Origin of the sequence: Paenibacillus taichungensis, assembly GCF_050994985.1 — a bacterium.
GTDB lineage: Bacteria > Bacillota > Bacilli > Paenibacillales > Paenibacillaceae > Paenibacillus > Paenibacillus taichungensis.
The window spans coordinates 6,270,382-6,296,173 of sequence record NZ_CP194720.1; the positions used below are offsets into that span (position 1 = coordinate 6,270,382).

Annotated in this window: 26 protein-coding genes; 13 read left to right on the plus strand and 13 right to left on the minus strand. The window is 46.6% G+C overall.

Annotated elements, in window-relative coordinates; genetic code table 11:
• Positions 1 to 180: 180 nt before the first annotated feature.
• Positions 181 to 1,026 (minus strand): aldo/keto reductase, encoded by an 846-nt coding sequence (locus ACR1R9_RS28355; RefSeq protein ID WP_433922187.1) that lies wholly within the window; start codon positions 1,024 to 1,026, stop codon positions 181 to 183.
• Positions 1,027 to 1,227: 201 nt separating this feature from the next.
• On the minus strand, positions 1,228 to 2,436 hold the full coding sequence (locus tag ACR1R9_RS28360; protein WP_433922186.1) for an MFS transporter: 1,209 nt from the start codon (positions 2,434 to 2,436) through the stop codon (positions 1,228 to 1,230).
• Between the two features lie 162 nt (positions 2,437 to 2,598).
• Between ACR1R9_RS28360 and ACR1R9_RS28365 the strand changes: the two genes are divergently transcribed.
• From ACR1R9_RS28365 to ACR1R9_RS28375, 3 genes are all read left to right on the plus strand, one after another.
• Positions 2,599 to 2,994, plus strand: a complete 396-nt coding sequence (locus ACR1R9_RS28365; RefSeq protein WP_076287330.1) for a winged helix-turn-helix transcriptional regulator — start codon at positions 2,599 to 2,601, stop codon at positions 2,992 to 2,994.
• Positions 2,991 to 3,668, plus strand: coding sequence for a TIGR00266 family protein (locus tag ACR1R9_RS28370; RefSeq protein WP_076287331.1), 678 nt, complete (start codon positions 2,991 to 2,993; stop codon positions 3,666 to 3,668). Before ACR1R9_RS28365 ends, ACR1R9_RS28370 begins: the two co-directional genes overlap by 4 nt.
• Positions 3,669 to 3,767: 99 nt before the next feature.
• Positions 3,768 to 4,229: a MarR family winged helix-turn-helix transcriptional regulator gene (locus tag ACR1R9_RS28375; protein WP_099857938.1), complete on the plus strand. Its 462-nt coding sequence runs from the start codon at positions 3,768 to 3,770 to the stop codon at positions 4,227 to 4,229.
• A gap of 96 nt (positions 4,230 to 4,325) precedes the next feature.
• Here the strand turns inward: ACR1R9_RS28375 and ACR1R9_RS28380 are convergent, their stop codons facing one another.
• Entirely contained in the window at positions 4,326 to 5,300 is a 975-nt protein-coding gene (locus ACR1R9_RS28380) for an aldo/keto reductase (RefSeq protein ID WP_433922185.1), read from the minus strand.
• A 110-nt stretch (positions 5,301 to 5,410) separates the two neighbouring features.
• Here ACR1R9_RS28380 and ACR1R9_RS28385 point away from each other — a divergent pair, with 110 nt between their 5' ends.
• Positions 5,411 to 6,445 carry an LCP family protein gene (locus ACR1R9_RS28385; protein ID WP_326066741.1) on the plus strand — a complete coding sequence of 345 codons (1,035 nt, stop codon included), beginning with the start codon at positions 5,411 to 5,413 and terminating at the stop codon, positions 6,443 to 6,445.
• A gap of 250 nt (positions 6,446 to 6,695) precedes the next feature.
• Positions 6,696 to 9,284, plus strand: coding sequence for a DUF2339 domain-containing protein (locus ACR1R9_RS28390; RefSeq protein WP_433948850.1), 2,589 nt, complete (start codon positions 6,696 to 6,698; stop codon positions 9,282 to 9,284).
• Positions 9,285 to 9,678: 394 nt separating this feature from the next.
• On the opposite strand, the gene ACR1R9_RS28395 is transcribed toward ACR1R9_RS28390, so the two are convergent.
• Complete coding sequence (locus ACR1R9_RS28395) at positions 9,679 to 9,834, minus strand: hypothetical protein (protein WP_163755688.1); 156 nt, start codon at positions 9,832 to 9,834, stop codon at positions 9,679 to 9,681.
• 223 nt (positions 9,835 to 10,057) lie between these two features.
• On the opposite strand from ACR1R9_RS28395, the gene ACR1R9_RS28400 reads away from it, so the two are divergent.
• Together ACR1R9_RS28400 and ACR1R9_RS28405 are read left to right on the plus strand one after the other, a co-directional pair.
• Complete coding sequence (locus tag ACR1R9_RS28400; protein ID WP_099857942.1) at positions 10,058 to 10,729, plus strand: FHA domain-containing protein; 672 nt, start codon at positions 10,058 to 10,060, stop codon at positions 10,727 to 10,729.
• Positions 10,730 to 10,885: 156 nt separating this feature from the next.
• Entirely contained in the window at positions 10,886 to 11,464 is a 579-nt protein-coding gene (locus tag ACR1R9_RS28405) for a class I SAM-dependent methyltransferase (RefSeq protein ID WP_433922182.1), read from the plus strand.
• A gap of 236 nt (positions 11,465 to 11,700) precedes the next feature.
• Here the strand turns inward: ACR1R9_RS28405 and ACR1R9_RS28410 are convergent, their stop codons facing one another.
• The 3 genes from ACR1R9_RS28410 to ACR1R9_RS28420 are packed head-to-tail and all read right to left on the minus strand — an operon-like array spanning position 11,701 to position 15,546.
• Positions 11,701 to 14,028 carry a carbohydrate-binding domain-containing protein gene (locus tag ACR1R9_RS28410; RefSeq protein ID WP_433922181.1) on the minus strand — a complete coding sequence of 776 codons (2,328 nt, stop codon included), beginning with the start codon at positions 14,026 to 14,028 and terminating at the stop codon, positions 11,701 to 11,703.
• A gap of 26 nt (positions 14,029 to 14,054) precedes the next feature.
• A complete protein-coding gene (locus ACR1R9_RS28415) occupies positions 14,055 to 14,735 on the minus strand; it encodes a DUF4956 domain-containing protein (protein ID WP_076287340.1) in 681 nt (226 codons plus the stop codon).
• Entirely contained in the window at positions 14,728 to 15,546 is an 819-nt protein-coding gene (locus tag ACR1R9_RS28420; protein ID WP_076287341.1) for a polyphosphate polymerase domain-containing protein, read from the minus strand. The genes ACR1R9_RS28415 and ACR1R9_RS28420 overlap by 8 nt, the downstream gene beginning before the upstream one ends.
• Positions 15,547 to 15,797: 251 nt before the next feature.
• Here ACR1R9_RS28420 and ACR1R9_RS28425 point away from each other — a divergent pair, with 251 nt between their 5' ends.
• The 3 genes from ACR1R9_RS28425 to ACR1R9_RS28435 are packed head-to-tail and all read left to right on the plus strand — an operon-like array spanning position 15,798 to position 18,145.
• On the plus strand, positions 15,798 to 16,475 hold the full coding sequence (locus tag ACR1R9_RS28425) for a response regulator transcription factor (RefSeq protein ID WP_076287342.1): 678 nt from the start codon (positions 15,798 to 15,800) through the stop codon (positions 16,473 to 16,475).
• The gene (locus tag ACR1R9_RS28430; RefSeq protein ID WP_433922180.1) at positions 16,475 to 17,776 is read left to right on the plus strand and encodes a sensor histidine kinase; all 1,302 of its coding nucleotides are present in this window, start codon (positions 16,475 to 16,477) and stop codon (positions 17,774 to 17,776) included. The genes ACR1R9_RS28425 and ACR1R9_RS28430 overlap by 1 nt, the downstream gene beginning before the upstream one ends.
• A gap of 45 nt (positions 17,777 to 17,821) precedes the next feature.
• Positions 17,822 to 18,145, plus strand: coding sequence for a hypothetical protein (locus tag ACR1R9_RS28435; RefSeq protein WP_240342987.1), 324 nt, complete (start codon positions 17,822 to 17,824; stop codon positions 18,143 to 18,145).
• A gap of 128 nt (positions 18,146 to 18,273) precedes the next feature.
• On the opposite strand, the gene ACR1R9_RS28440 is transcribed toward ACR1R9_RS28435, so the two are convergent.
• A complete protein-coding gene (locus tag ACR1R9_RS28440; protein ID WP_175381921.1) occupies positions 18,274 to 19,041 on the minus strand; it encodes an SDR family NAD(P)-dependent oxidoreductase in 768 nt (255 codons plus the stop codon).
• Positions 19,042 to 19,236: 195 nt separating this feature from the next.
• Here ACR1R9_RS28440 and ACR1R9_RS28445 point away from each other — a divergent pair, with 195 nt between their 5' ends.
• On the plus strand, positions 19,237 to 19,875 hold the full coding sequence (locus ACR1R9_RS28445) for a TetR/AcrR family transcriptional regulator (RefSeq protein WP_076287344.1): 639 nt from the start codon (positions 19,237 to 19,239) through the stop codon (positions 19,873 to 19,875).
• Between the two features lie 18 nt (positions 19,876 to 19,893).
• Here ACR1R9_RS28445 and ACR1R9_RS28450 read toward each other — a convergent pair whose 3' ends face one another.
• From ACR1R9_RS28450 to ACR1R9_RS28465, 4 genes are all read right to left on the minus strand, one after another.
• The gene (locus ACR1R9_RS28450; RefSeq protein WP_024629762.1) at positions 19,894 to 20,406 is read right to left on the minus strand and encodes an acyl-CoA thioesterase; all 513 of its coding nucleotides are present in this window, start codon (positions 20,404 to 20,406) and stop codon (positions 19,894 to 19,896) included.
• Positions 20,407 to 20,505: 99 nt separating this feature from the next.
• Positions 20,506 to 20,862: a helix-turn-helix domain-containing protein gene (locus tag ACR1R9_RS28455; RefSeq protein WP_433922179.1), complete on the minus strand. Its 357-nt coding sequence runs from the start codon at positions 20,860 to 20,862 to the stop codon at positions 20,506 to 20,508.
• Positions 20,810 to 21,277, minus strand: a complete 468-nt coding sequence (locus tag ACR1R9_RS28460; RefSeq protein WP_433922178.1) for a hypothetical protein — start codon at positions 21,275 to 21,277, stop codon at positions 20,810 to 20,812. Before ACR1R9_RS28460 ends, ACR1R9_RS28455 begins: the two co-directional genes overlap by 53 nt.
• Positions 21,278 to 21,462: 185 nt before the next feature.
• On the minus strand, positions 21,463 to 22,086 hold the full coding sequence (locus tag ACR1R9_RS28465) for an acetate uptake transporter (protein ID WP_062322933.1): 624 nt from the start codon (positions 22,084 to 22,086) through the stop codon (positions 21,463 to 21,465).
• A gap of 540 nt (positions 22,087 to 22,626) precedes the next feature.
• On the opposite strand from ACR1R9_RS28465, the gene ACR1R9_RS28470 reads away from it, so the two are divergent.
• Entirely contained in the window at positions 22,627 to 22,803 is a 177-nt protein-coding gene (locus ACR1R9_RS28470; protein WP_053782597.1) for an aspartyl-phosphate phosphatase Spo0E family protein, read from the plus strand.
• 119 nt (positions 22,804 to 22,922) lie between these two features.
• On the opposite strand, the gene ACR1R9_RS28475 is transcribed toward ACR1R9_RS28470, so the two are convergent.
• Positions 22,923 to 23,852 (minus strand): response regulator, encoded by a 930-nt coding sequence (locus ACR1R9_RS28475; RefSeq protein WP_076287347.1) that lies wholly within the window; start codon positions 23,850 to 23,852, stop codon positions 22,923 to 22,925.
• A 447-nt stretch (positions 23,853 to 24,299) separates the two neighbouring features.
• Between ACR1R9_RS28475 and ACR1R9_RS28480 the strand changes: the two genes are divergently transcribed.
• Entirely contained in the window at positions 24,300 to 25,730 is a 1,431-nt protein-coding gene (locus tag ACR1R9_RS28480) for an alanine/glycine:cation symporter family protein (RefSeq protein WP_076287348.1), read from the plus strand.
• Positions 25,731 to 25,792 lie beyond the last annotated feature (62 nt).

A 25,792-nucleotide genomic window follows, 5' to 3' on the forward strand; every position in this document is an offset into this window, starting at 1 on the left:
AATATGACACATGGATTTTTTCTCGGCGCTAAACAGAAATTGATAAGAAAAGGGAAGATCAAAAACCACCGGATCTTGATCCGGTGGTTTTTGGCTATGGTATGTCAAAGCAGGCTCCAACATGGATTTGCCCTACTTATTTTATCTGGAATTTTATACTGACATAATTAGAATCTTCAATTAGAAATCAAAGTTGTCCGGGTCAGGTCCAACGCGAACATCTTCGTTCAGAGCGCTAATACGCTCCATCTCATCATTGGACAATTCAAAGTCGAAGATGGAAGAGTTCTCAACGATACGTTTTTCCTTGGTAGACTTCGGAATAGTAATAACACCGTTCTGCAAGTCCCAGCGCAGGATGACTTGTGCTACCGATTTACCTTTCGCAGTGGCAATTTCGGTCAGAACCGGATTGTCCAGAAGTTGACCCTGCATCAGCGGGGACCAAGCTTCCAATTGAATTCCGTTTTTCTCACAGAACGCTTTTAGCGGAGCTTGAGTCAGACGAGGGTGGTACTCCACCTGATTAATGGCTGGCTTCACTTCAGCATCCTGCAACAGATCTTCAAGGTGATGAATCTGGAAGTTACTGACACCAATGGCTTTAATGCGGCCTGCTTTGTACAGCTGCTCCATCGCTTTCCATGCGCCTTTATATTTGCCTTCTTTTGGCCAGTGAATCAGATACAGGTCCAGATATTCCAGTCCCAGTTTGTTCAGCGTGACATCAAAAGCAGCAAGAGTTTCCTCGTATCCGAGGTCTGCATTCCACACTTTGGAAGTAATGAACAGTTCTTCACGTTTCAGATTATTCTCTTTCAATGCCTCTGCAATGGCTTGTCCTACACCGGATTCATTGCCATAGATAGCGGCTGTATCGATGCTGCGGTAGCCGTGAGCAATCGCTTGTTTAACTGCCTCGATTAATTCAGATCCTTCTTCTACCTGAAATACACCAAGTCCGAACCAAGGCATATGAACGCCGTTATTTAAAGTTACTGTAGATTGCAAATGTTGTGCTGTCATGTGAAGGTCCTCCTCATATTATGAATCAAAATGGTAGTAACGATGTAAACGATAAATCCTAGTATCCTTCATTAAGTCATAGTAGATTAAATTCGAATTAACGTATTATACTAGATTAAAATAAAAGGCGAAACCGGTTCCGAGTTGTAGCTTCAACCTAGGAAAGACGCATGTTTAGCCTGATGATCTAACTGACCTGTCTTACGTCTCTGATGTCTCTGATGGGGAATAGGGATCTTTACGATCAAGCGCTCTTGCCCAACCAGTTAGAAGAACAGCAGCCAGAACCATAATTGCACCAACCCATGTGGTATGAATCAGACCGATGGAATCTGTGATTACACCACCCAAATATGCACCAATTGCGATACCTGCGTTAAAGGCTGCGATGTTGAAGGCAGAGGCGACGTCTTTGGCTTGTGGAGCATAACGTTCTGCGAGCGTCACGACGTACATCTGAAGCCCTGGCACATTCATGAAGGCAAGCAGACCCATGCCGAGTATGGTGAGTAACGCTGCCAGCTTAAATGGAACTGTGAAATACAGTATGCCCAAAATGACGGTCTGAATGATAAACATATAGAAGAGTGCTCGGAGTGGATTACGGTTGGCGGCTTTCCCTCCGATAATATTGCCGATAGCAATGGCGATCCCGTACAGCAGCAGAATTCCCGCGACCGTTTTCTCGGAATACCCGCTGATATCATGCAATAGTGGGGACAGGTAAGTGAATACCACAAACGTTCCCCCATATCCCACGGCTGTAATGGCAAAAGCCAGCAGCAACCGTCCGCCAGTCACCAGCTTCAGTTGTTCGCGGAATGCAGTTCGCGTTCCACGTTGCAACGTGGATGGAACGAGAAGCATGTTGCCGATGAAGGCCACAACACCTACGACAACGATAAGAATGAAAGCTGCGCGCCAGCCCCAGTTTTGACCGATGAGTGTACCCAGAGGTACACCAGTTACTGTAGCAATGGTCAAACCAGAGAACATGATGGCAATAGCGCTCGCCCGGCGGTTTGCAGGAACCAGGTCTGCCGCAATGGTGGAACCAATGGACATGAATACTCCGTGTGCCAGAGCGGAGACAATTCGCGCAATGAGCAGCATGGTAATTCCACTCGAGAGCGCCGCCATGGTGTTACCAGCGATAAAAACAACCATAATGGCAAGCAGCAGCGTCTTCCGTGACACCGTTGACGTCAATGAGGTCAGAATCGGTGCCCCGAAGGTTACGCCTAATGCATATAAAGTAACGGTCAGTCCCGCTGTCGTTACGGAAATGCCCAGGTCATCTGCAATAAGGGGCAGCAGACCAACGCTGATAAATTCAGTGGTGCCGATGGCAAACGCACTGATTGCCAGCGCCAGCAGTGCCCAGGTACTGCGTTTTGAATCTTGTAGCATGTTTTGTTCAACTCCCCAGAATGTAGATTTACGTACCGGCAAATGCTATTATGAGTTATTCGACATAAAATGAATAGTACGTACTTTTTAGTACCCTACGTACTTTTTAGTGCCTATATAGCAATTGCTTTATGAATAACAATTCCAGGGAGGACATTCAGCATGATCAGAAAGAAATATAATATCTCAGTTGAAGCAACACTTGAAGTCATCGGTGGCAAATGGAAATGCGTCATCCTCTGCCATCTGACACACGGGAAGAAGCGGACTAGTGATCTCAAGCGTATTATGCCCGCAATTACGCAGAAAATGTTAACGCAGCAGCTAAGGGAGCTTGAAGATGACGGGATAGTGAACCGCATTGTGTATAATCAGGTACCTCCCAAGGTGGAGTATGAACTGAGTGATTATGGGCGAAGTTTGGAACCAATTCTGAATGCCCTATGTAACTGGGGAGATCAACATATAATTAAGGAATACGGAGACAAATTCTCTGTGTTGGAGGATAATGGGTTAAATGATTTTAACACGGACAACAAGGAGCTGATGAAGCCATGAACTATGAAATTCTATATGATGGTGCATTTGCGATGCTTAAAGTGCAATTGCAACGGGGAGAACGGTTCAAGGCAGAAAGCGGGGCCATGGTATCCATGACACCAACCGTTGAATTGAAGGGATCTGCCGAAGGCGGTATGTTTGCCGGATTTGGACGTATGATCAGCGGCGAGAAATTCTTTTTTCAGGAATTGACGGCTGCAGGTGGATCTGCGGAAATTCTGTTGTCACCCTCCAGTATGGGGGATGTGGAAGCCATTGAACTTGATGGTTCCTATTCGCTCTACGTACAGAAAGATGGATTTCTGGCCGGAACGGAAGGCATCCAGGTGAATACCAAAATGCAAAACTTGAAGAAAGGTCTCTTCTCAGGAGAGGGTTTCTTTATTATAGAGATCAGTGGGCGAGGAACAGTGTTCCTATCATCCTATGGTGCAATCCATGCGATCAATCTGGCTGCGGGTGAAGAAGTGATCGTGGATAATGCCCACTTGGTCGCATGGCCCAATTATATGGATTATCGCATTGAGAAAGCTTCACAAGGCTGGTTATCCAGCGTGACCAGTGGAGAAGGATTAGTATGCCGATTCCGTGGTGAAGGGACAGTCCTGATTCAGAGCCGTAATCCGCATGGATTTGGTCAATGGGTCAAGCAATTTATTCCTTCGCGCTAATGTTATCTGCTGAAAATGTACAATGTTGAAACGCATACGTTCCGACAAGCGTTATAAGAAATGATGAAGCTCAAGGTGTAATGATGGAGGTATATTGAGATGGAAAGCTCACGGTATAAAAATGCTCAGGAAAGTCCAGGATACTTGCTATGGCAGGTTACTACGATGTGGCAAAAGGAAATACGCAGGGTGCTCGAGCCTCTGGAATTAACACAACCCCAATTTGTATTATTGCATGCCTGTGTGTGGCTCAATGAACGCGACACAGAGGGTAAGGGCGTAACTCAGGTACAGCTTGCGCAATTTGCCAATGTGGATGTTAACGTTACTTCTCAAGTTCTCCGTGCTCTTGAAAAGAGAGAGTTGATAACTCGAAAGCGTCATCTTACCGATACCCGTGCGAATATTATTACAACAACGCCGGAAGGAACACGCTTGGCGCTTGAAGGTATTCATCTTGTTGAAGCCGCCGACAAGGTTTTCTTTGATAATATAAGTGATCGTAAGGACGAATACATGGAAATTATGCAGGAATTTATTCGATATAAAACAGATGTTTAAACCATAGAAAGATTTTTTTCTATGATTTATTAGACTACAATGTGTAGTGAAGTTGTACCTCCCGGGCTTTTTAGCCGGGAGGTTTTTTCTGTTGGTTCAATCCAACCGATAAGTCGCGAATGGCTTACCGTGACGGAAAGAGTCGCTGAGTTGATCGAGCTCGGAGATCATATCATCGGTCAGTTTCATGTTCAGGCTAGCCAGATTATGCTCCAGCTGTTCGGTACTCGTTGCCCCAACGATAACCGTTGAAACAGCAGGGCGGGCCAGTAGCCATGCAAGCGACAGGACACTTGGGGAGCAGCCATACGCCGATGCCTTTTCACTGACCTGCTCACCTAATTTAATATTGTGTTCCAACAAGAAACGATTGAAGGCTGGATCAGTATCCGCTCTGGAACCGGAAGGCACGCCAGCTTCACCATTGTATTTGCCTGTCAGAATGCCACCTGCGAGCGGAAAATACGGGATAATACCGACGCCTTGATCAAGGCACATCGGTACAAGTTCAAGCTCAGGCGTGCGATCAGCCAGAGAGTAGCTGGTTTGGGTCGAGATATAGCGTAAATATCCTTTTAGTTCGCTGGTACCAAGAGCTTTCATCAGTTCCCAGGCTGCATAGTTGGAAGCTCCGATATAGCGGACTTTGCCGGAAGTGACCATATCGTCCAATGTGCGCAGCGTCTCATCCAGTGGTGTATGCGGATCAAAGGTATGGATCTGATAGAGATCCACATAGTCCGTTTGCAGACGCCGCAGGCTATGTTCAAGCTCTTGCTGCAAATGATAGCGGGATGAACCGCGTCCATTGGGACCTTCATGCCGGGGAAGTCCGGCTTTGGTAGCAAGCACAGCGTTTTCACGTCTGCCCATCAGGGCTTGTCCAATAATCCGCTCCGATTCCGTTCCGGCGTAGATGTTGGCGGTATCGATAAAATTGATTCCCTGATCCAGTGCCGCATGAATAATGCGGATAGAAGTGGGGTCATCCGCCCGTTTACCAAAGGCATTGGTACCGAGTCCAAGTGCGGAAACGCGCAGACCACTATTCCTTAAACGTCGATATTCCATCGTTCATCGCTCCTTCTGTGTCATTTCTTGTATAGCAGATTATAACGTAATCTATTGAAAACGTGTTATTAATATAGTTAAATGATTCTAAGACCGTTATTAAAGGAGATATGATGGAGAACAGTGCCGCACATTTAACCAGACGGAAGCCGAAGAAACCAAAGAAGAGATGGAAGAAACCTTTGATTATCATCCTGAGTACTTTGATTGTGCTGGGGGGACTCGGATTTATCTATCAAAAGCAACTCGTTGTGTTTGCGTTTAACCTGTTTGCTTCGGAAACCGTAAAGGAAACGCTCGATGAATCCTTCAAGCCTGTTGGCGATAAGGATGCACCCGTTGTAGAACATACCGATCCATTCTCGCTGTTGTTGTTAGGAATTGATCAACGAGATAACGAACCAAGCCGTTCGGATACCATGATCTATTCTGTTGTGCGTCCGGAAGAAAATAAAGTGTTGCTGCTGTCGATTCCACGTGACTCCTACACCGATATTATCGGCCGGGATGTGAAGTCGAAGATTAATTCAGCCTATGCACATGGTGAAGCCAAGATGGCGATGGATACCGTGGAGCATTTGTTGGAAAACAAAGTCGATTTCTATGCCGCGATTAATTTTAACGGACTCAAGGATATTGTTGATGCGGTTGGCGGTGTTGAATTGCCGATTAAGAAAAATATTGAGAACAAATTGAAAACGCATGAGAAGCTGTTTGTTGAAGCGAACAAACCGATCTACAGCGGCGAAGAAGCGCTGGGCTATGTCCGTTACCGGGAAGATTCCGATTTCAATCGGACGATGCGGCACCGTCTTTTTCTAAGTGCCTTCATGAATCGTGCGCTTGAGGTCAAAAACCTGACCAAGATTCCGGACGTTATCCAAATCGCTGGATCGAATTTTACAACCAACATGAACTCGGATTTCATCGTGAAATTTGCCGAGTCTCTATATATGAAAGACAGCACGCCAACAATCAGCAATTACATGCTGAAGGGTGAAGGCGCAACGCGCAGCGGCACATGGTACTATGATTTGTCAGAGAGTGATCTGCAATATGTGCGAACCCTGCTCGCGAACTGGCTAGACCCGGATACTACTGAAATTATGGAGCCGGAGACGGCGGATACGAAAGATCCGGCGTAAGTAAGTATCCAAGGCTCAGTAAGATGACCAGAAGTTGTATACATGTACAGAATGACTATATCAATGAATGAGAGTCCAGGAAGCTGATGCTTCCCGGGCTTTTTGTAATGTAAGCATTTTGCAAAAATCCCGTAACGACTTCCAATCCGCAGAGAACGGTTGAATGATTCTATTCCTTAAACCCCATTTTATGGAATACATATAGTAAAATATAGGGAACGACATCAACATCACCCAACGGAGGAAGCTCATGAAAGAGTTCAAGGATCGGCTTCACCAGGTTCAGGAGCAGCAGAAGCAGCTGGTAAAGGAATATAATGCACTGCTTCAGGAGTATCAATCGGATGATCTGATCGTGCAGAACGAACAACTGCGAACGCAATATGAAGCGCACCAACTCAAGCTGCAACATCTTGAAGTACGCACACGGAAAATGGAAGAGGAGAATGCCCGTCTTCGCATGGCTCTATCCGAACAGATGCTGGATGAGAAATTGAATCTCATTCGTGTATCCCAGGAGAAGATGGAGACCTACTTTCGGGGAAAGACGAGTGTACATAATGATCGGCTCGTGGCGCATGAGCACCGCGCCAAAGTGAATTTGAATGCCATATTCAACCGAGCTTCAGAGGAACTTCAGGGTGACGCCAATGAGATGAAGGAAAGAATTGCTCATCTGGCTGCTGAGGTGCAGGAACGTATTGCATTGCATAGGCAGACCCTGTGGGAGAGGGAAGAGGCGCTGCGCGGACAGATGCAACAAGGATATGAGCATATGGCAGAAGAAGGCTTAAGCGAAGAGACCATTCAGCGGCGCATTCGCCAGAATCGGATGGAGATGAAGATTGGCCTGAGCTGGATCAACAAGGTCGCCATCCTGCTGATCATTCTTGGCGTTGGTGCAGCCTTTCAGTACTCCTACAAGACCTGGTTCAGCGATGAGGTGAAAGGCGTAGCGTTCTTCCTGCTTGGTGCGCTTATGCTTGCCGGGGGAGAATGGCTGTTCCGGCGTAAAAGACAGACGTTCGCGATGGGGCTGCTGGGAGGCGGGATATCGGTTCTGTTTGGCTCGATCTTCTACAGTTACTTTTTACTGCATATGATCGGGTTATATACGGGACTTGCCTTGTCGGTGTTAGTTTCGGCCATATCCGTGCTGCTATCGTTGAGGTATCAGTCCAGGACCATCTGCTCACTTGGTTTGGTTGGAGGGTATTTACCATTAATCTCCTACATGGCCTATTTCGGCCTTCAAGATTCGGCTGTGTATGTTGCCATGATCTATCTTTTGCTCTTAAACGGAATTATTGTTTTGATTTCATTTGGTAAACGGTGGCCGATTGTGCATTATATCAGTTTTCTGTTCAACACACCGTCCATGCTCATCCTGTTATGGCTCTCACCAAGTGAGAAGATCGGCATGGTGTATTCCATTGTGACATTTGCATTATATCTTGGCATTACACTGGCGTATCCCTTCAAACATCGCGTGAAGTTAACCTGGTGGGACTTCGCACTGCTGGCCATGAATACGAGCAACAGCTGCCTGATGTTGTATATATTGTTCGATGCCGCAGGGTGGAATGACGCACAAGGCTTGCTTGCTCTGATTTTCGCTCTGGTCTATTTCGGGCTCGCCCGTTTTATCCAGCAGAGGATGCCTCAGGAAAAGCAGACCCTTCTATTGTTCTACGTGACTTCCCTGACCTTTGCCATTCTGATTATACCGTTCCAGTTTGGTGCAAAGTGGCTGTCTATGGGCTGGCTAATCGAAGGGGTTCTACTTGTTACGTTCGGACATCTGAAGCGATTCAAATTGGTGGAGCGCGCCGGATGGGGAATCGTGCTTCTGTGCATGTTCACCTTTGTGTACTATGACGTGCTGGTGCTGTTCATCATGGGGGAGCAATCCTATTTCATGCTAAAATACTCCTGCATTACGCTGGGTGCGCTGCTTATTACGCTCTATTACGCCTTAGATCGCAACGGCTCCCTATCCGGGGAGAAGTATCAATATAGCCAGACAGAGCTTGGCTTTTTGAATGCATTCAAGTACGTCACACTCGCCAATCTGTGGTTATATGTGCTGTATGAATCGAATGAATTGTATATGAAAGCAGTCGATGACTCATTCCTGTTATACCTGTTCTACAAATGGCTGTTGTTCGCTGCGCTGACCATTGCCATGGCCTATGGATTGGGTAAAGTGAGGCTTTTGCGTGATCGGATCGTGCAGGGTTATATCGTCTTCCTGCATGCGGTGGGCTGTTGTATTGCACTGGCAGTAACGTTATCCATGCCGGCACTTCAGCCGGATGTTCAGCAGCACACAGCGGCTGAAGTCGTAGGTTTACTCGTATTAATCATCTTTAATGTGGGCGTGTTCTTTGCAGGAAGGGATCTGCTGATCACGGCAATCCGTGGGCAGTTCAAAAGCATTGAATGGTATCCGGTTATCGCAGGGGTCTATCTGCTGGGTGTCATCACCGTGTTCCTGACGATCCAATTCCAGTGGGGAGATGTAGGGCTGTTATTCAGCCTAATCTATCTACTGCTTGCGATCCTGTACATTGCCTATGGGTTCCGCAGAAAATATGTAATGATTCGGCGCCTCGGTCTGGGTCTGACGTTGTTTTCCACCGGGAAAATGGTGTTCTATGATGTGGGATTGCTTACATCGGGCAGCAAGATTATTGCCTATTTCAGCTTTGGCGTACTGCTGCTTGGCATTTCTTATCTGTATCAGAAGGTGTCGAGCCGGATGGAGGAAATTCAGGTTAGAGAGACCAAACAGTCTGATGAATCCGATCTACCGGGGGATGAAAAAAACCAATTTTAGGATCGTTGATGCAGCATTCACAATCTTTGGGGGAGGGATGCAACATGGGATTTGACCTGAGTATCATGTTATGGCAACTGTTATGGATTGCTGGCCCTGTAGCACTCATAGTGTATGGGTGGAGGAAAATTGGTATCAGGAAAAAGCGGCGTTAAGTGCAGGGAATGCCGTTGCAACATCGCTTTTGACATAATTTCATTATCGGATGCACTGATCGGTATCCATATCATAAAATTATATTAAAATGAGGCTCTTGAGCGCTGGTTGGTAGCGTCCAGGGGCCTTATTCTGATGAATGGATTAAGATATGATCCTCATTCAGGATGGTATGACCCAGCATAAGATGACATTCGTGAAACGTTTTTTCTGTTGATCACGTTATAATAGAGTATACTTACCGCTGGGTATTCAGTTGCAACCATGATGTTTCGGTTGTGGTTATGCCTTTCAATGATTCTCCGCGATCATCGTTGATGCGAGAGAGCACTGTTAATGTAATAGACAGGGTGAAGGCGAGCAGCACATATATGAAAATGTTTTTTTTGTTCATGATGAGGGACCTCTCTTGTTGGTTGGGCTAAGGCATGCATACGACGGTTATGAGAAAAAAGGCACAACGTCTGATATAGTAGAGAAAAGCATATAACGATGCCTGTATACACTATATAAATTATGATGGATGCAAACAATGGAACAAATCTGATAAATTTATCATTATTTATGAACGAAAGCGCTCATAGAGATAGAGTGATATTTGAAGGTGGGAGAATAACATGCGGGAGACGGCAAAAATCGTCATTCGTACGCCAGGGCAGGAAAGTGATGGTTCATTCGCTTATGTCAGCCAGGGGCGTTCCATTACAGTGGGGCGTTATACGGGTGGAGATGAATTGGACCTGTCTGTCTACAATCAGTTGATATCGAAGCGGCATTGCCGTATTCATTATGATGCGCAGCAGCAACTGTGGATTGAGGATCTGGATAGCAAAAATGGAACGGAATTGAACGGGCAACGCCTCGTTCCTTATGAGAAATATCCGTTTGCCGAAGGAGACAGCCTGACGCTGGTCAACGGCTTGATTCAGCTTCGTGTAGAAGGGGATCTCGAAGAAACGAGAGAATATCGGCTATCTGACCTGCTGGGCGAAGGCGTGCGGTTACAGGATCACCTGCAAACCGTGCAGATTGGAGAAGTGGAGATTCCACTGTCCAAGAAGGAGTACCAACTGTTCAAGCTATTGTACAGCCAGTTGGATCACTTTGTGACACGGGAGCAGATTGTCGGCCAAGTGTGGCCGGAGCGAAGCATGCTGGAGAGTGAGCCGGTGGGCATTGACGAGATTAACTCGCTCATCTACCGGACGAATCGCAAGCTGGGCGTACATTTTACAATCAAGTCGGTGTACAAAAAGGGTGTATACATGAAGTCCCATGTGCCGGACTGAATGCGTGAAATGAGCAGCGGGATGGAATGAGATTAACCCAAAATAGAATAACAAGCAGGAAGCTTCTGTCAGGTTTTTTTAGACCTGGGGAAGCTTCTTTTGTTATGATGAAGGTGCAAATGCCGCCTCTTAATTAAAATCCAAAGGGTTGAGGTTATGTTCATATTTCAATTTATACCATGGCTCATTGCTGTGGTGACACTTATATCGGTAGTATCCATCGTGCTGGTCAGTTGGAAAAATGGAATCTCACCGATGCCTACATCCAGCATCGTCAGGCAGACAGTCATTCAGGAGGTCAACCGCATTCCCGGTTACGGCGATGTTATTGAAGCAGGCTCCGGGTGGGGAACGCTCGGACTGGATGTGGTGAGGCATTGCCCAGGCAAACGGCTTACGGGGATCGAAAATTCAATCATTCCCTTATGGGCCTCCAAATTCATTGCTTTTCTAAGTGTCCGCTTACGGCGAGCGAAAGGAAAGCGTCATTCTCTGGAGGGGCGGCTGCGATTCATCCGTGGCAACATCTATACCAGTTCATATGAACACGCAGATTGCGTCATCTGTTATTTGTTCCCTGGAGCAATGAAACGTCTCGTCGACAAATTCAATCGGGAGCTTCCGCCGGGAGCAAAGGTGATTAGTGTTTGTTTTGCACTGCCAGGTAAGGTACCGCTACGGACGATTACATGCCGGGATACGCTGCGTACCAAGGTGTATGTATATACGTTTTGAGCGCTAACGAATGTACAGCATCTTTAAAAGATGGATATCAAGGGTTGCAGCATTTAATGAACATCAGCAACGTTATTCCTTCACAGACCTGGGCAATTGAGAGCGAATAGGGTGTACCAGCTTCTATAGAAAAAAATAGCAAAAATAAGGGATGTCCCTCGTCATATTCATGACGTATGGGACATCCCTTATTTTTAATTGTTTAATCGTTAGCTTTTTATAGCCTGAATCTTAGCTTACTTGGCGGTATCTGTAGTGCCCGTTGTACCTGTAGTGTCTGTTGTTGTGCCCGATGTACCGGATTGCGTTCTGTTTCTACCTCCTCCGAATCCACCTTGGCCACGGCCTCCGCCTGGACCACCCATACCTGAATTGGCAGTTGTAACACCAGATTCATTCACCCAAGTTACATTGCTTGTGGATTGGAAGGCAACCACTTTGGTTCCGCCACTATACGTTCCGTCTGTATAGAGCCCATCCACAGCTTTACCAGTCGATGATCCGCCGGAATAAATCACGTAAGAGCCATCTTTTTTCAGGTCCGGGGAGCTGACTACCACCGTTTGATAATCTTTCGCTGGAGCAAAGGTCAGGATATTATTGCCTTCGCTGTCTTCCACGTGTACCAGTGTTCCTGCTTTTTGCGTTTCAGGGAACGTCATGGCAATGGTATTTTGAGTCGATGCTTCAGATGTTGCCTGAGCCATACCAGAGCTGCCAGCTGAGACCAGATATCCACCGCTAATCTCGAAGTTACCGTCATAATCCAGTGCTCCGTTGCCGCTGTCTGTAGGACCGTTCACAATGACCGTACCGTCTGTCATATAGATGGAGCCATTCGAATCCAGTCCGTCGCCGCCTGCATTGACAGTGAGGGAACCGCCGTTGATATGAAGCTCACTGTTGCTGGCGGATTCACCCGGCATACCACCTGGAGCACCGCCTTGTGGGCGAGTATTGCTATTCGCGTCTGTACTTTGATTGGCCTGATCCGTAGTTGATATTGTGCCAGTCGTCTCTGTAACAGAAGTGTTGGAGACTGCAGTTGTATCGGTATCGGCTGTTTGAGTGCTGCCATCTGCAGTGGTGGTTGCATCCGCATCAGTTGCAGTTATTTCACCGGAAGCATTCACGCCATCATCTGATGCAGTCACATCTACATTCCCATCGTTCATAGTGATAATTGCACCTTCAAGTCCTTCATAGCTCTTGGCAATAGTGATCGTTCCGCCGTTAATGGTAAGCGCCTGATCTGCATGAATACCGTCATCACCGGATTCAATGCTGAACTTGCCGTCATTGACGGTCACATTGTTGTTGCTGTGCAGGGAATCATCCATGGAATCGATCGTATACGTACCGCCATTGACGGTAAGATCTGCTCCTGCTTTAAGTGCTTTGGCACTCGTTGTTTCTTCTTCTGCAGCTGTTGTGCTTGTGTCTGCATCTGCATTGGAATCAGCAGGTGCTGTTGCATTTGTAGAGCTGGATGGTGCTGCGCCTGCTGCGTTCGTTCCATTATTGTTCGGCATATCAGCAGGTGGTTCCCCATCCGGTGGTGTGCCCATATCGGTTGGAGGTGTACCGCCACCCCATCCGCCGCCACCGCCGCCAAATGGTCCTTCTTCTACTTTTTCTGGTGCATTGGCACTGCCGCCTCCGGTTACGATGTCAAATGTGCCGCCATCCGTAACCAATGCGGTTTCCGCTTGAATGCCGTCGCTGCCGCTCTGGATGTTGAATGTGCCTCCAGCAATGGCAACGAAGCCTTTGGTCGTATCCGTATCGTTTGTGGATTTGATGCCGTCACCTTCTGAATTAATGGTAATGGTACCGGCTTGAATCGCCACCATATCTTTACCTTTGATGCCGTCATCGGCGGATTTGACGTTAATTGTGCCACTGACGATTTTCAGGTCATCCTTGCTCGTAATACCTTCATTATAGTTACCCGTAACTGTCAGCTTGCCTGTACCATTGAACGTCAGGTCTGCCTTGCTGAAGATGGCTGCATCCGGCTCATCCGTTGTAGCGTCTGCGTATACGTAAGTCTTGCCATCCGAGACAGCATTCTCGGTTCCTTCCTCCAACGTAATAATGGCTTTGCCCGCTTTCTGGATATAGATAGCTGCACTGTCGTTATCATTGATGGTTGCCCCGTTTAATACGAGATGTACGGTGCCCTTATCAGCAACATTGACCACAATCTGTCCATCGGTAAGCTTGCCACTAAGTACATAGGTACCTGCTGCGGAGATGGTTACCGATCCGTTTGCTGCTTTTACACCCGATCCTGTGATGGAAGCGGTCGTACCGTTCAGCTTAATCGTTGTGGAATCTGTTGCACTCCAGCTAACGTTGGTATCGTCTGCATCCATCGTGACCAGATCGGCATATTTCACTGAGGTTTGTTCACTGACGGATACTGTTTTGGTTGTCCCTGTCGTTGACACTGCGGCGTTTGCAGTGCTGCTGGTTGCTGCCGGGGCGCTGCAAGCCGTAACCATTGCAGTAATCATCGCGACGGACCACAGTTTGCTGCCAGTTATGATTTTCTTTTTCATAGTATATCGTTCCCTTCGGATTCAATTTAGTATTCTGGTGTTGGACTCATCGTTAACGAGATATCCAGATTTCCGTTTCGTGTACGAATCGCGTCCAAGAATTCCTTTTGGCTTACACTTTCGTGAATGGTAACACTGTAGACAAGCTCGTACAGACTGCCGAGTTCGGTCGTTCTGATTTTTTTGAGATCAAAAGGTACGTTAAATTTATGGAACACTTCGTTCAGTGCTTCTTCGTAGCTCAAGTTTTCCGGAATGGTTACTTTCAGCGTTTTTTGCTGGGCTTTCTTCCCTCCGAAGTTGAAGCGACTCAGGACAAACATCAGTACACACAGGATAATGGTGAACATTACAGCATAACCGAATGCGCCTACACCGCAGGCGAGACCGGAAGCCATGGTGAACAGAACATAAGCAATGTCTTTCGGGTCACCAGGCGCACTTCTGAATCGGATGATGGAGAAGGCACCCGCGAGGCTGAATGCACGGGCAATGTTGCTGCCGATCAGAAGAATGATGATGGCTACGATGACTGGCAAGACGACCATAGTTAGTGTAAAGCTTTGGGAATAAGTGCTTTGATTTGTCTTCATGTACGTCAGGCTGATGATGACCCCCATGATGATGGCAAGTCCGATCGTTAGAATCGCATTACTAAAAGTTAGGGTGGTGTCTGTTAAAGCTGAGCTGAAAATGGAATCAAGCATATACTACACGCTCTCTTTCTGTGATTGTTTTTTCTTGTTCTATGGATGGGTTGAAATCGGTACCCGGCAGCAATTCTCGTTCCGTCTGGTAGTTCAGGTTGGTTGTTCTGGCCAGATGTCTGTACTCATTGCCGTATTTCGAGAATCCGGTGCGATATAGGCCGTGTTCGGATAACAGTTGAGAGAGCCACATCGGAACGGTTTTCTCGGCTTTGACTTCCATCAGCCAGCGTCCATCTTTCACCAGTGGTTCACCGTAATCCCCTTGCTCCAGCTTCAGATCGTATCTGCGACTGCGGATGTTGGTATCAAAGGTGATGCGGAGATCGCGGCTGTTCTTGTCGAACAACGCTTTGCGTTCATACGCCAGATATACTTTTGGTTCCAGATCGTACAGCCGGAGGAAATACTTGATCTCTTCGACAACCTGTTTGTTCATATAATCGGCGAGATCAGGCGCTTTGCCTGTCCGTACGAATTCGTAGGCTTCATCCAGCTTCAGGGCAGTTCGGCGTTTGTTCACCAGGCCAAATACTTTCTTTTTGATCTCCAGATATACCTTCGCATTCTCTTCAGGAATTCCGTATGCCCGCAGTCTCAGCTTCTCCTTGTATTTGGGTTTGGAGAGACTGGCGCGGATCAGGGAATCCTGCGGAGTATCAAAGTACAGGTTGCTAATGGAGTAAAACTCGTGTTTTTTGTTATAGGCGTCCAGCTCCATATACTTCAGCAAGTCGGTGTAGAAGTTCTCGTACTGCTCATCGGTGAGGAGATACTTGCTCTCATATCGGTTGAATACTTCAATTGCCATGGGGGTTCAGTCCTTTCATCCATGTTTTGTATGTTTTGTTGCATCGTGTATTGCTTCCATGTCTGTATCTTAGAGCCCCAACCTTGAATGAATCTTAAATGATTTTACATTCCGTTGATCTTTTTTTACCTTCCTTTAATAGTTCGTGAAAAAAGTGGAATTAAGATTGATTCAAGGTTCGGTTGCTACAATCGTTGGTATAATAGATTGACATATATCGAAACCAATTCATGCAGAGGAATGAAGAACCGATGAGAATACTTATTGCGGAAGATGAGGTTCATTTGGCAGAAGCCGTATCGCAAATATTGAAAAAACACAATTACTCTGTAGACATGGTGCATGACGGGAGATCGGGTCTGGATTATGCGCTGAGTGGAATCTATGATCTGTTGCTGCTGGACATCATGATGCCGGAAATGGACGGGATTACCGTGCTGAAGAAACTGCGCAGCGAAGGCAATCATACGCCTGTCATTCTGCTCACAGCCAAAGGAGAAATTTCAGACAAAGTGACCGGGCTGGATTATGGAGCCGATGATTATATAGCAAAGCCCTTTGCCACGGAGGAATTGCTCGCACGGATTCGGGCAGCCCTGAGAAGGAAGGGAGAAGTCGTTCCAGAGGATGGACTGAAGTTCGGTGACGTCGAATTGAACACCACGCAGCTGAAGCTAAGTGTTCAAGGTAAGGAGATCAAGCTGAATCTGAAGGAAAATGAACTGCTGGAACTGTTAATCACTCGCAAACAGGCCATCACTTCCAAAGAGCAGATTATTGAGAAGTTGTGGGGTTTCGATTCGGAAGTGGAGTATAACAATGTGGAGGTGTACATCTCGTTTTTACGCAAAAAATTAACCTTCCTGAACTCCGCGGTCCGCATCAATACGATTCGGGGTGTGGGGTACGTACTTGAGGTGACGTCCTGATGTTCAAGAAACTCAGAAATCGATTTCTGATCGTGAACCTGGTATCCATCTCAATTATGATGCTGGTTGCCTTTGCTACGATCTACATCATTACGTACCAGAATGTACAGAGGGAAACCAACATGGAGCTGTTCAAAGTGTCGGATTTCTATCATGGTCCGTACAACTCCAGCAAGATGCCGCGTGGTGATGACAGGGATTCAGTGACAGGATCACAACCATCGGATTCCATTGCGAATGGAGCACTGGGAAGTGATCCGAACTCACCGCCAGGTCGTTCTGTATCGTTCATGGTCAAGACGGACAGTGAATGGAAAATCACGGATGCACACTCCAGGTTTGATATGGATGACACGTTCTATACTGAAGCTTTGCAAAAGGTGGACAAGGTTAGCGATTTGGATCGGAAAACCGGACAATTTACGCTAAATGGAACCGATTGGGCTTATGTGATCGATCCGAGCAGCACAGGGCACATGATTGTGTTCATCGATGTGACGGCCCAACAGGGCATCCTAACGAATCTGATTTATACTTTTGCCATCGTAGGTCTGATCATGCTGATCGTCATCTTCTTCCTGAGCCGTTATTTCGCCAATCGTTCCATTACCCCGGTCAAGGAAGCCTTTGAGAAGCAAAAGCAATTCATAGCCGATGCTTCACATGAGTTGAAAACGCCGCTGGCGATCATTAATACCAACACGGATGTGCTTCTCGCGAACCGGGAGGACACGATTGAGAATCAGGCCAAGTGGCTGCATTACATCAAGTCGGAGACGGAACGCATGTCGGGACTGACGAATGATCTGTTATATCTGACTCAAATTGACGATTCGCGATCCTCGATGATTCATGCCAAATTCAATATGAGCGATGCGGTGGAGACGATCATTTTGACGATGGAGGCTGTGATTTTCGAGAAAAATATATCCTTGGACTACAGCATTGAACCGCAGCTCATGGTCCATGGCAACAGCGAACAGATTAAGCAAGTCATTCTGATTTTGCTCGATAATGCTGTGAAATACTCCAGAGCCAAGGGCTCGGTCAACGTATCGTTGAAGAAACAAAATAATGATGTTGTGCTGGCCGTTTCCAACACGGGAGAGGGCATTGCGGCTGAACATCTGGACCGGATCTTTGATCGTTTTTATCGCACGGATGCCTCCAGAGCTCGGAAACATGGTGGACATGGATTGGGTCTTGCGATTGCAAGGTCGATCGTGGAGCAGCACAAAGGTGAGATTTACGCCCGCAGTGTGGTAGGGGAAGGTGCAACATTTTACGTTCGTTTATCCTAGGGGTAAGGAATAAGGCATGACTGTTGTGGGTTAACCTATGCTACAATGACAACAGAACGTATGAATCAAGGAGCTGACTTTAACGTGACTGAGGCAAATTCAATTAATGAACAGGAAATGAAGGCATATATTGCAGAGAAGACAAAGGCAAGCGAAGCGAATATCGCTCTTGTCCTGAAGCACGAGCAGGCATACATTAACAAAGCACATGAAAATGCCAAAGGCGACGTGGATATCGACGGTGATGATCTGGCCGACTACATTCTGAGCCGCAAAGATGTGAAGCTGGACGAGCTGACCGTTGAAGGCATTCTGGATGCTGAAATGGACTACTTGATGGAAAAAGGTCTCGCAGGCTACGTGGATTAAATTTAAATCAATCTATTAAGAAAAATGACCTCAGCTTCCACGTTATTGTGGAATTTTGAGGTCATTTTGGATTGTGCTTTGGGAATTACCTTTTAAACAGCCAGCCCGTTGGGCTAGGCCCATTTTCCTTATTGACCCATCATACCGCCATCGACAGTATAGAGGGAAGCGGTGACATACGAAGCTTCTTCGGACAACAGGAAGTTCATGATGGCTGCGACTTCTTCCGGTTCACCATAGCGGCCCATCGGAATTGCGGATACGGTAGCGGATTGATAATCTTCCACATTACCGGAGTTTGCTTCGATTTGACGCATCATACGGGTATTAATGGTGCCTGGCAATACCGCGTTAACCCGAATACCATGAGGCGCGAGTTCATTCGCTGCTGTGCGGGTGAGGCCAATCACGGCATGTTTGGACATAATATATGGAGATACGGCTGGAGCACCCATCAGACCTGCGAGGGAAGAGGTATTCAGAATCGCACCAGATTTTTGTTTTTTCATGACAGGAATGATGTTCTGCAAACCAAGGAATACACCGCGCACATTGACGTTATATACGAGGTCGAGCGCTTCAACGCTCAGATCCTCGATCAGTCCGGTTGGACCTTCAATGCCGGCATTGTTGGCAAAATAATCGATACGACCAAACGTATCAAGTGCTTGCTGCACATAGTTTTTCACGTCGGCTTCTTGAGATACGTTTGCTTTCACTGCAATGGCGTGCTCTTTGTCGAGTTTCAGATCCGCGATGGTTTGCTGGATGGCTTCTTCGTTCAGGTCGACCAGCACCAGATTAATTTTACGTTCAGCAAGGCGGCGTGCCAATTCTTTACCGATGCCTCCGGCTGCTCCTGTAATAACTGCTGTTTGGGTATATGATGTACTCATCATGTATTCGCTCCTTATAAAATGAAATCAGGTGAACTGTGAGTGAACGTTCAACCTGTGGTCTATCGTTCCTATCTCAATGTTAAGATATACATAGAAATGTGACAATCATCATTGACAGCGCATATGTCAGCTATCGGACAGAGATGTAAGCGGTGTTCATTTAGGTTACAATAATGGACAGAGGAGGTGGAAATGTTGATTATCGAACACCCTCAGGATCGGAGAGCACGAAGAACGCAGGATGCCATCATCGCTGCGGCAGTTTCTTTGATATTGGAAAAGGGAGCTGAAGCCGTCACGATTCGTGACATTACGGAGCGGGCGGATTATAACCGGGGAACGTTCTATTTACATTTTCCTGGTAAACCCGAGCTATTGCAATTCATTCTGGATGATTTCATGCAGGGCGTGGGACAAGCTTATGCATCACCTTATGCGGAGTTAAAAGAAGTAGATATGACAGCATTACTGCCATCAACGATGCCTGTATTTGAATATATTGAAGCGCATCAAGACATCTTTCGAGCCTTAATGACGATGCATGGGGATATGGGAACCAGACTTTGCAACATGTTCAGAACATATTTAACCGAAGATTTTGTATTGGTGACCGAAGACAGCGAGTACACCATTAATTACGACATCATGCTAAGTTACCTGGTATCTGCAACCGTTGGTGTGATTATGCATTGGGCGGAGATTGGATTCAAGTATTCTTCCCACTACATGGGAGAACAGCTGACCGCGCTAATTAATATCAAACCGACCCGTCTCCTGATTGAACCAGGGCAGAAGGGTCGGACCATTCATGAACGTATGCTTCAGGACTGAATAGCGCGCGCGGTTCTTTTATTCCCAGGGGTAACTAACGGTGAGGAAGTCGGCGAAGTTCTTGCTTTCTTCTCGCCGTTGTTTCCGCATGGCCGCGCGGGCTGGGGCAGTTTCGTATAATTTCTTCTCTTCCTCCGTCTCCGGAATGATGCGAGGAACAATGAGTTTACGGTTATTTTCATCCAAAGCGACAAAGGTAAGGAATGCGGTCGCCGCAATCTTTTTCTCCCCCGTCTTCAGATCCTCGCGGATCACCTTCACAAAAATCTCCATTGAACTTCGTCCCGTCCACGATGCGAAGGATTCCAACGTCACCGAATCCGTCGGATTAATCGGATACAGGAAATCGACCGAATCGGTCGAAGCCGTGACGGTATTGACCCGGCACAACTTGGATGCGGCGATGGATGCAATGTCATCGATATAGGACATGAGTTTGCCGCCAAACAAGGTATTATGGTTGTTTACATCGGTTGGAAATACTCTTGCCGTCTTGAAACAACGTGTTTCGCGCACATACTTTCTCTCCACTTGATCTAATTCCGTAGGTTTAGGTATCTCTCTCATTCTTTGTAGTCCTCCTGACAGTATGGCTGATGGACGCTGCAAGATATGCCGCGTCCATCCTCTCTATATGTTAGTTCTAGTATAGGTGTCGGTCACTTCTTCCTCGCCATCAGGAACCAGTTCAAAGCGCAAGCCAAGCGCAAAAGCCACCTTCTGGAGCGTATCGAAGCGCGGAATCTGCGCGGAGTTCTCCAGTCGGGCAATAGCCGACTGCTTGAGTCCTGCTCGTTCACCGATATTATCGGAAGCTAGGGCGCTTCTAGCGTCGACGACATGCCGTCTGATGTACCAATATAATAGACTGTCATACACTGTTACATTTCGAATCCTTTTTTGTGAATAATCAGTCGTAACGGATTTTAATGTTTTATGCGTTAGCTTCAGTGACGCTATTGGAAGCGAATGCAGACCACTTTGCATTTACACCACTGGAACAATGGAATGAGATGGTATAATCACCACCGCGCATACCTTGCGGATAATCCGCCGTGCTTCTCCAAGTATATGCTACTCCCGGCTTAACAGTAGCTGCAATATACTCTAATCCTGATGAGTGTGTCATCGTAACAGTTAGATTGCTTGTTCCATTGTTTAGGAAGTAGAATTTACCATGTCCGTAACCAGCTGGAACCGAGAAATAAGCGGGGACGATAGAAGTAGCAGCGCTCATAGTTGTGAGCGGCTGTTGGTTACCAACAGAGAACGGAGTAACAATTGGTGGCGTTGTCTCATCTGCCGGATTTGCTTGGACGCTATCAGCGCTAACTACTGCTGGAATCGCCAAAGTTGCGGCTAGTGCTAAGGATAAAACTGCGGATCTTGCTTTGTTTCTCATTTGTTATAAACTCCCTCACCTGGTAGAATGTTGTATATAGCATGTTAATATTATACTTTTTTTCAGAAAAAGAAATAAAAAAAATGGTAAAAAGTAAAAAAGAAGCTGTATCCCTATTCAAGTGAAGCATGATTCAAAAAAACCGCCAGGCGCGGACCGGCGCGCTGGCGGTTTGATGCTGTATATTAAGCCTTGGGTCTGAAAATGCCAGACGGCTTGCCGATAGGCAAGAACGTATAGCCGAAGTGAGCGTTCAGTACGGAAGCACCTGTGCCGTACAACGACACGATTCCGATTCCCATTTCAGCATAAGCTGCGATGGTATGGAAGATATGAGGAGCTACGCCGAAAGCGTCAAAGGTCAGGCCAAGGAACAGGAAGTCAATGAGAATGAAAATGATGAGCAATACTTTGTTGGCTTCCACGGCACCCAGCGTCATGAACAGGGTGAACACGAGGTATCCGGCAAAAGCAAATCCGAGCTGCTTGCCATCTGCCTGTTCCGCAAGAGTGGAGCCAAACACGCCCATTTTGATCAGCCAGTTGGCACCCATGGCGAACCAGAAGAATGCATATGCGCCGAAGGCAGTTGTGCCAAAGGTGTTGTTACGTTTGGAATCTTGAATACAAGCGAACAACTGGGCAAAAGCACCTAGGAAAATCGCCCAAGGAATGGCGTAGCTAAGGCCGTCTGTAATGCCAAGCTTTTGGGAAGAAGCGACCAGAGTGACGATGGCCAACCCAAATAATCCCATCGCGCTGGGATCGGCGTTTATGATTTTGACTTTAGTCTGTGAATCGGTTTGCATGGTGTTGATGAGCCTCCAAATAATCAAATCAGGATGATCCGCTCGAACTGAATCGTCCTCTATACTTCTTATTTTGTATCCGCCTGGTCCGGACACACACATCGCCCTATTGTACCTGAATGAATTACGTATGAAAAGGGATTTTATTACCTTTTGGAGCAAGGTGGAGAAAAACGGAAAATTACATGTTCATTCTTTAAAGTGAACTGACGAAGAAGCACCTCTTTATCGAATAGGGTTACCCCTTGGGTAAGCCTGTAGATCGCGAGGTGTTTTTTTGGTTTTTTAACATACACAATAATGACACAACTGTTTGAATATGAAGTTAGTGGGGAAAATTTGCTCGTGAAATTGTAAACCAACCTTCAATTAGGCGTTGCAGAGCCATTTTCGGATCGTCTTGTAGAGATGGCTATAGAGACTTTCAAAAATTGGAGAAGGATACAAAACATCCATGCGAACTATGCCATATGTTAATCCAACTATAGATTGACAGGAAAACCTAAAATGTAACACAGAAATAGGGAGGGATTAGACGCGATGGTTATGAGTTTGGAATTGAAAAATCAAATAGAGAAAGCCAGACATAACCTTCATATGTTGGTAGAGCATAACGAGGGTAGATTTGGACATCCCGATGTGCTTCAGCAGTCCATGGTACTGGATGAATTGATCAATGAGTATAATCGAATGCACTTAAGCAAGCCGAGGGCTTGATGGATATAGATGAGCTATTTTTTGCAATCATGCGCACATGATAATAGCTGGAATAGGCAGCAGGAAGAACGAATGCTGTATCAGTTCCAGTTCGATCATGAGCGCATGTTTTTTACTCTTTAATGCAACAGCCGCTTGGCTTCCAGATACAGTACCTGAACGAACTTTTTGGTGTTAATGCGGGTCTGGGACAAGGAGGGCTCCACATTGTTTTGCAGTTCCAGCATTTTCTTGCGAATCTCCGTAAAGTCAAAGAACTTTGACGCGTAATTCTCGAACTTCGGATGTGTGTAATCCGTGAGTCCGAGCGATACGACATGGCTTAATGTTTGGAAAATTGCCCGGCGAACGCGCTGCTCGGATGCCTTGATCTCCTTCGTTATTTCCGCTGATGTGGCATCGGAACCCAGTTTGCGTATGGCTACATTCTGGAAGATATCCTTAAGTGACGGGAACGTGTATGGAGAAAGTTTATGTTCCTCCGTTTCAATCTGCTCCAGGTATTCCAGCATGTCCAGCAGATCTCTACTGCCGGCTTCTCCGATCATGCCCATCTCGGATAACAGGAAATGTCCTGCTGTCGTGATGGTTTTGTCAGGGGCCGGTGTTGAAGCACGTTCAGAAGATTGTAATCTGGACAGTCCTTGCAGCGTACGCTGAATATCTGCGATCGATTGCTGCATACGCAGACGCTCGTCCACCAGTCGCAGAACAGACAGAATCTCCAGTCGATTAATCGGCTTCGTAATATAGTATTCGATGCCAAGCGAATAGGCTTCCCCAATCATATTTTTCGACTCAATCTGGGAGATCATCACGATCTTGCCATCGAACCTTCCTTCAAGCGCACGTATCGTCTGAATCCCGTCTCGCTGCGGCATGAGCAGATCAATCAGGAGTACATCCACCTTATGCAGCTCCAACAGTTCAGCATGAATATGAGCCCCATCTTCGGCTTCTCCCACAATCTCACCGAGCCCCTCATCTTCAATAATATCCATTAGCATGGATCGAACCCCAGGATCATCATCCACAATAAAATAACGCATTTCCGTGGTCCTCCTTTCTGATTAAGTTCACTCCTATATATTTCGTTCTCTGTATCTATAAATGATCTTTCCCTGCTATTAATGTCCCCTATTATCATACTTGGTTGTATATCCCGATGTGAAGACCCGTGTATGCTGACGGATATGTCAGATAAAGTAACAGTGAATGGATAAACGTTGCTTATTTATAAAAAATTTAAATGTTTCCGTGTAGGTATTTGTCGGTTTCCGTAGATGACCCTGTAGTATAGGTAACATCCGAAAATGTGGATTCCGAGATGTGCAGAATGGTGCAAACGATCTCTTAACTATTGTACTGCAGCAGAGATCTGTCCGTCTGGAGCGATAGAACTGTATGCCTTTATGAAGTAGTATGAGAATTTTTCGCTCAGTCATACAGCTGGGGAACGCTTTTTAACGAACCGTCAACGAAAAGGGGCATAGCCAATGGAGCAAACAATACAAGATATTATTGCAGTTTTCAATGATTTTCTGTGGTCCAAGCTGTTAATCATCTTGTTGGTCGTATGTGGTTTGTATTTTACGACCAAGACCCGGTTCATGCAATTCCGCATGATTGGGGATATGGTGAAAGTGCTCAAGGAGCCGAAGAGCAAGGAGCCCGGCAAAATTTCGCCGTTTCAGGCATTCTGTATCAGTATGGCGGCCCGCGTGGGAACCGGGAATATTACCGGTATTGCACTGGCAATCGCACTGGGGGGACCAGGGGCTGTATTCTGGATGTGGGTTATCGCAATTTTTGGTTCAGCTTCGAGTTTTGTGGAGAGTACGCTTGCTCAAATTTATAAAATCAAAGATAAAGGCGGATTCCGCGGAGGGCCGGCTTATTATATGGAGCGTGGCCTCGGGAAACGATGGATGGGGATATTGTTCGCAATTCTCATTACGTTGTCGTTTGGTTTGGTCTTTAATGCTGTGCAGTCCAACACGATTACAGTCGCATTTAAAAATTCTTTCGGCATCGATCGGTTGACTGTAGGCATCATTATGGCCGTTGTGTTCGCAGGAATCATTATGGGTGGTGTTAAACGGATTGCCAAGGCGTCTGAATACATCGTCGTTGTTCTTGCTGTGCTGTACATTGGTGTGGCTGCATTTGTTGTTCTGTCGAACATCACACAACTTCCGGCCATGATTGCGCTGATTGTGAAAAATGCCTTCGGCATTGAACAGGTCGCGGGTGGTACACTTGGAGCCGCGCTGATGAATGGTGTCAAACGTGGTTTGTTCTCCAATGAGGCGGGTATGGGTAGTGCACCGAATGCTGCCGCTACGGCGGATACAACACATCCGGTCAAACAAGGGCTTATTCAGGCGTTTGGTGTGTTGACCGATACCTTGGTTATTTGTACAAGCACGGCCATGATTATTTTGTTATCTGGGGTGTACAAAGGTTCCAATCTGGGCGGGATTGAATTAACTCAAGCGGCATTAAGTGTGCATATTGGTTCATGGGCATCCGGATTTTTGGCAGTGATGGTGTTCCTGTTTGCCTTTAGTACGCTCATCGGGAATTATTACTACGGGGAAACCAATATTGAGTTTATCAAATCCAATAAAGTATGGCTGTGGGTATACCGTGTATGTGTCATCGCGATGGTGCTGTTCGGTGCCGTTGCCAAGGTACAGTTGGTATGGGATCTGGCCGACCTGTTTATGGGACTAATGGTTGTGGTGAATCTGATCGCCATCCTGATGCTGTCCAAGGTGACATTCGATGCGCTGAAAGATTACAAGAAACAAAAGGCCGAAGGACGTGACCCGATCTTTACTCGGGACCGTATTCACATTCCGGGAGAAGTGGAATGCTGGGAGTCGGAGGCCGAGGTAGTAGGGACTCCACGTACACCACGATAAAAAGACAAATGAAACAGGACTTAGAATTTCCGTCACGGGGACGGGGATTCCAAGTCCTGTTT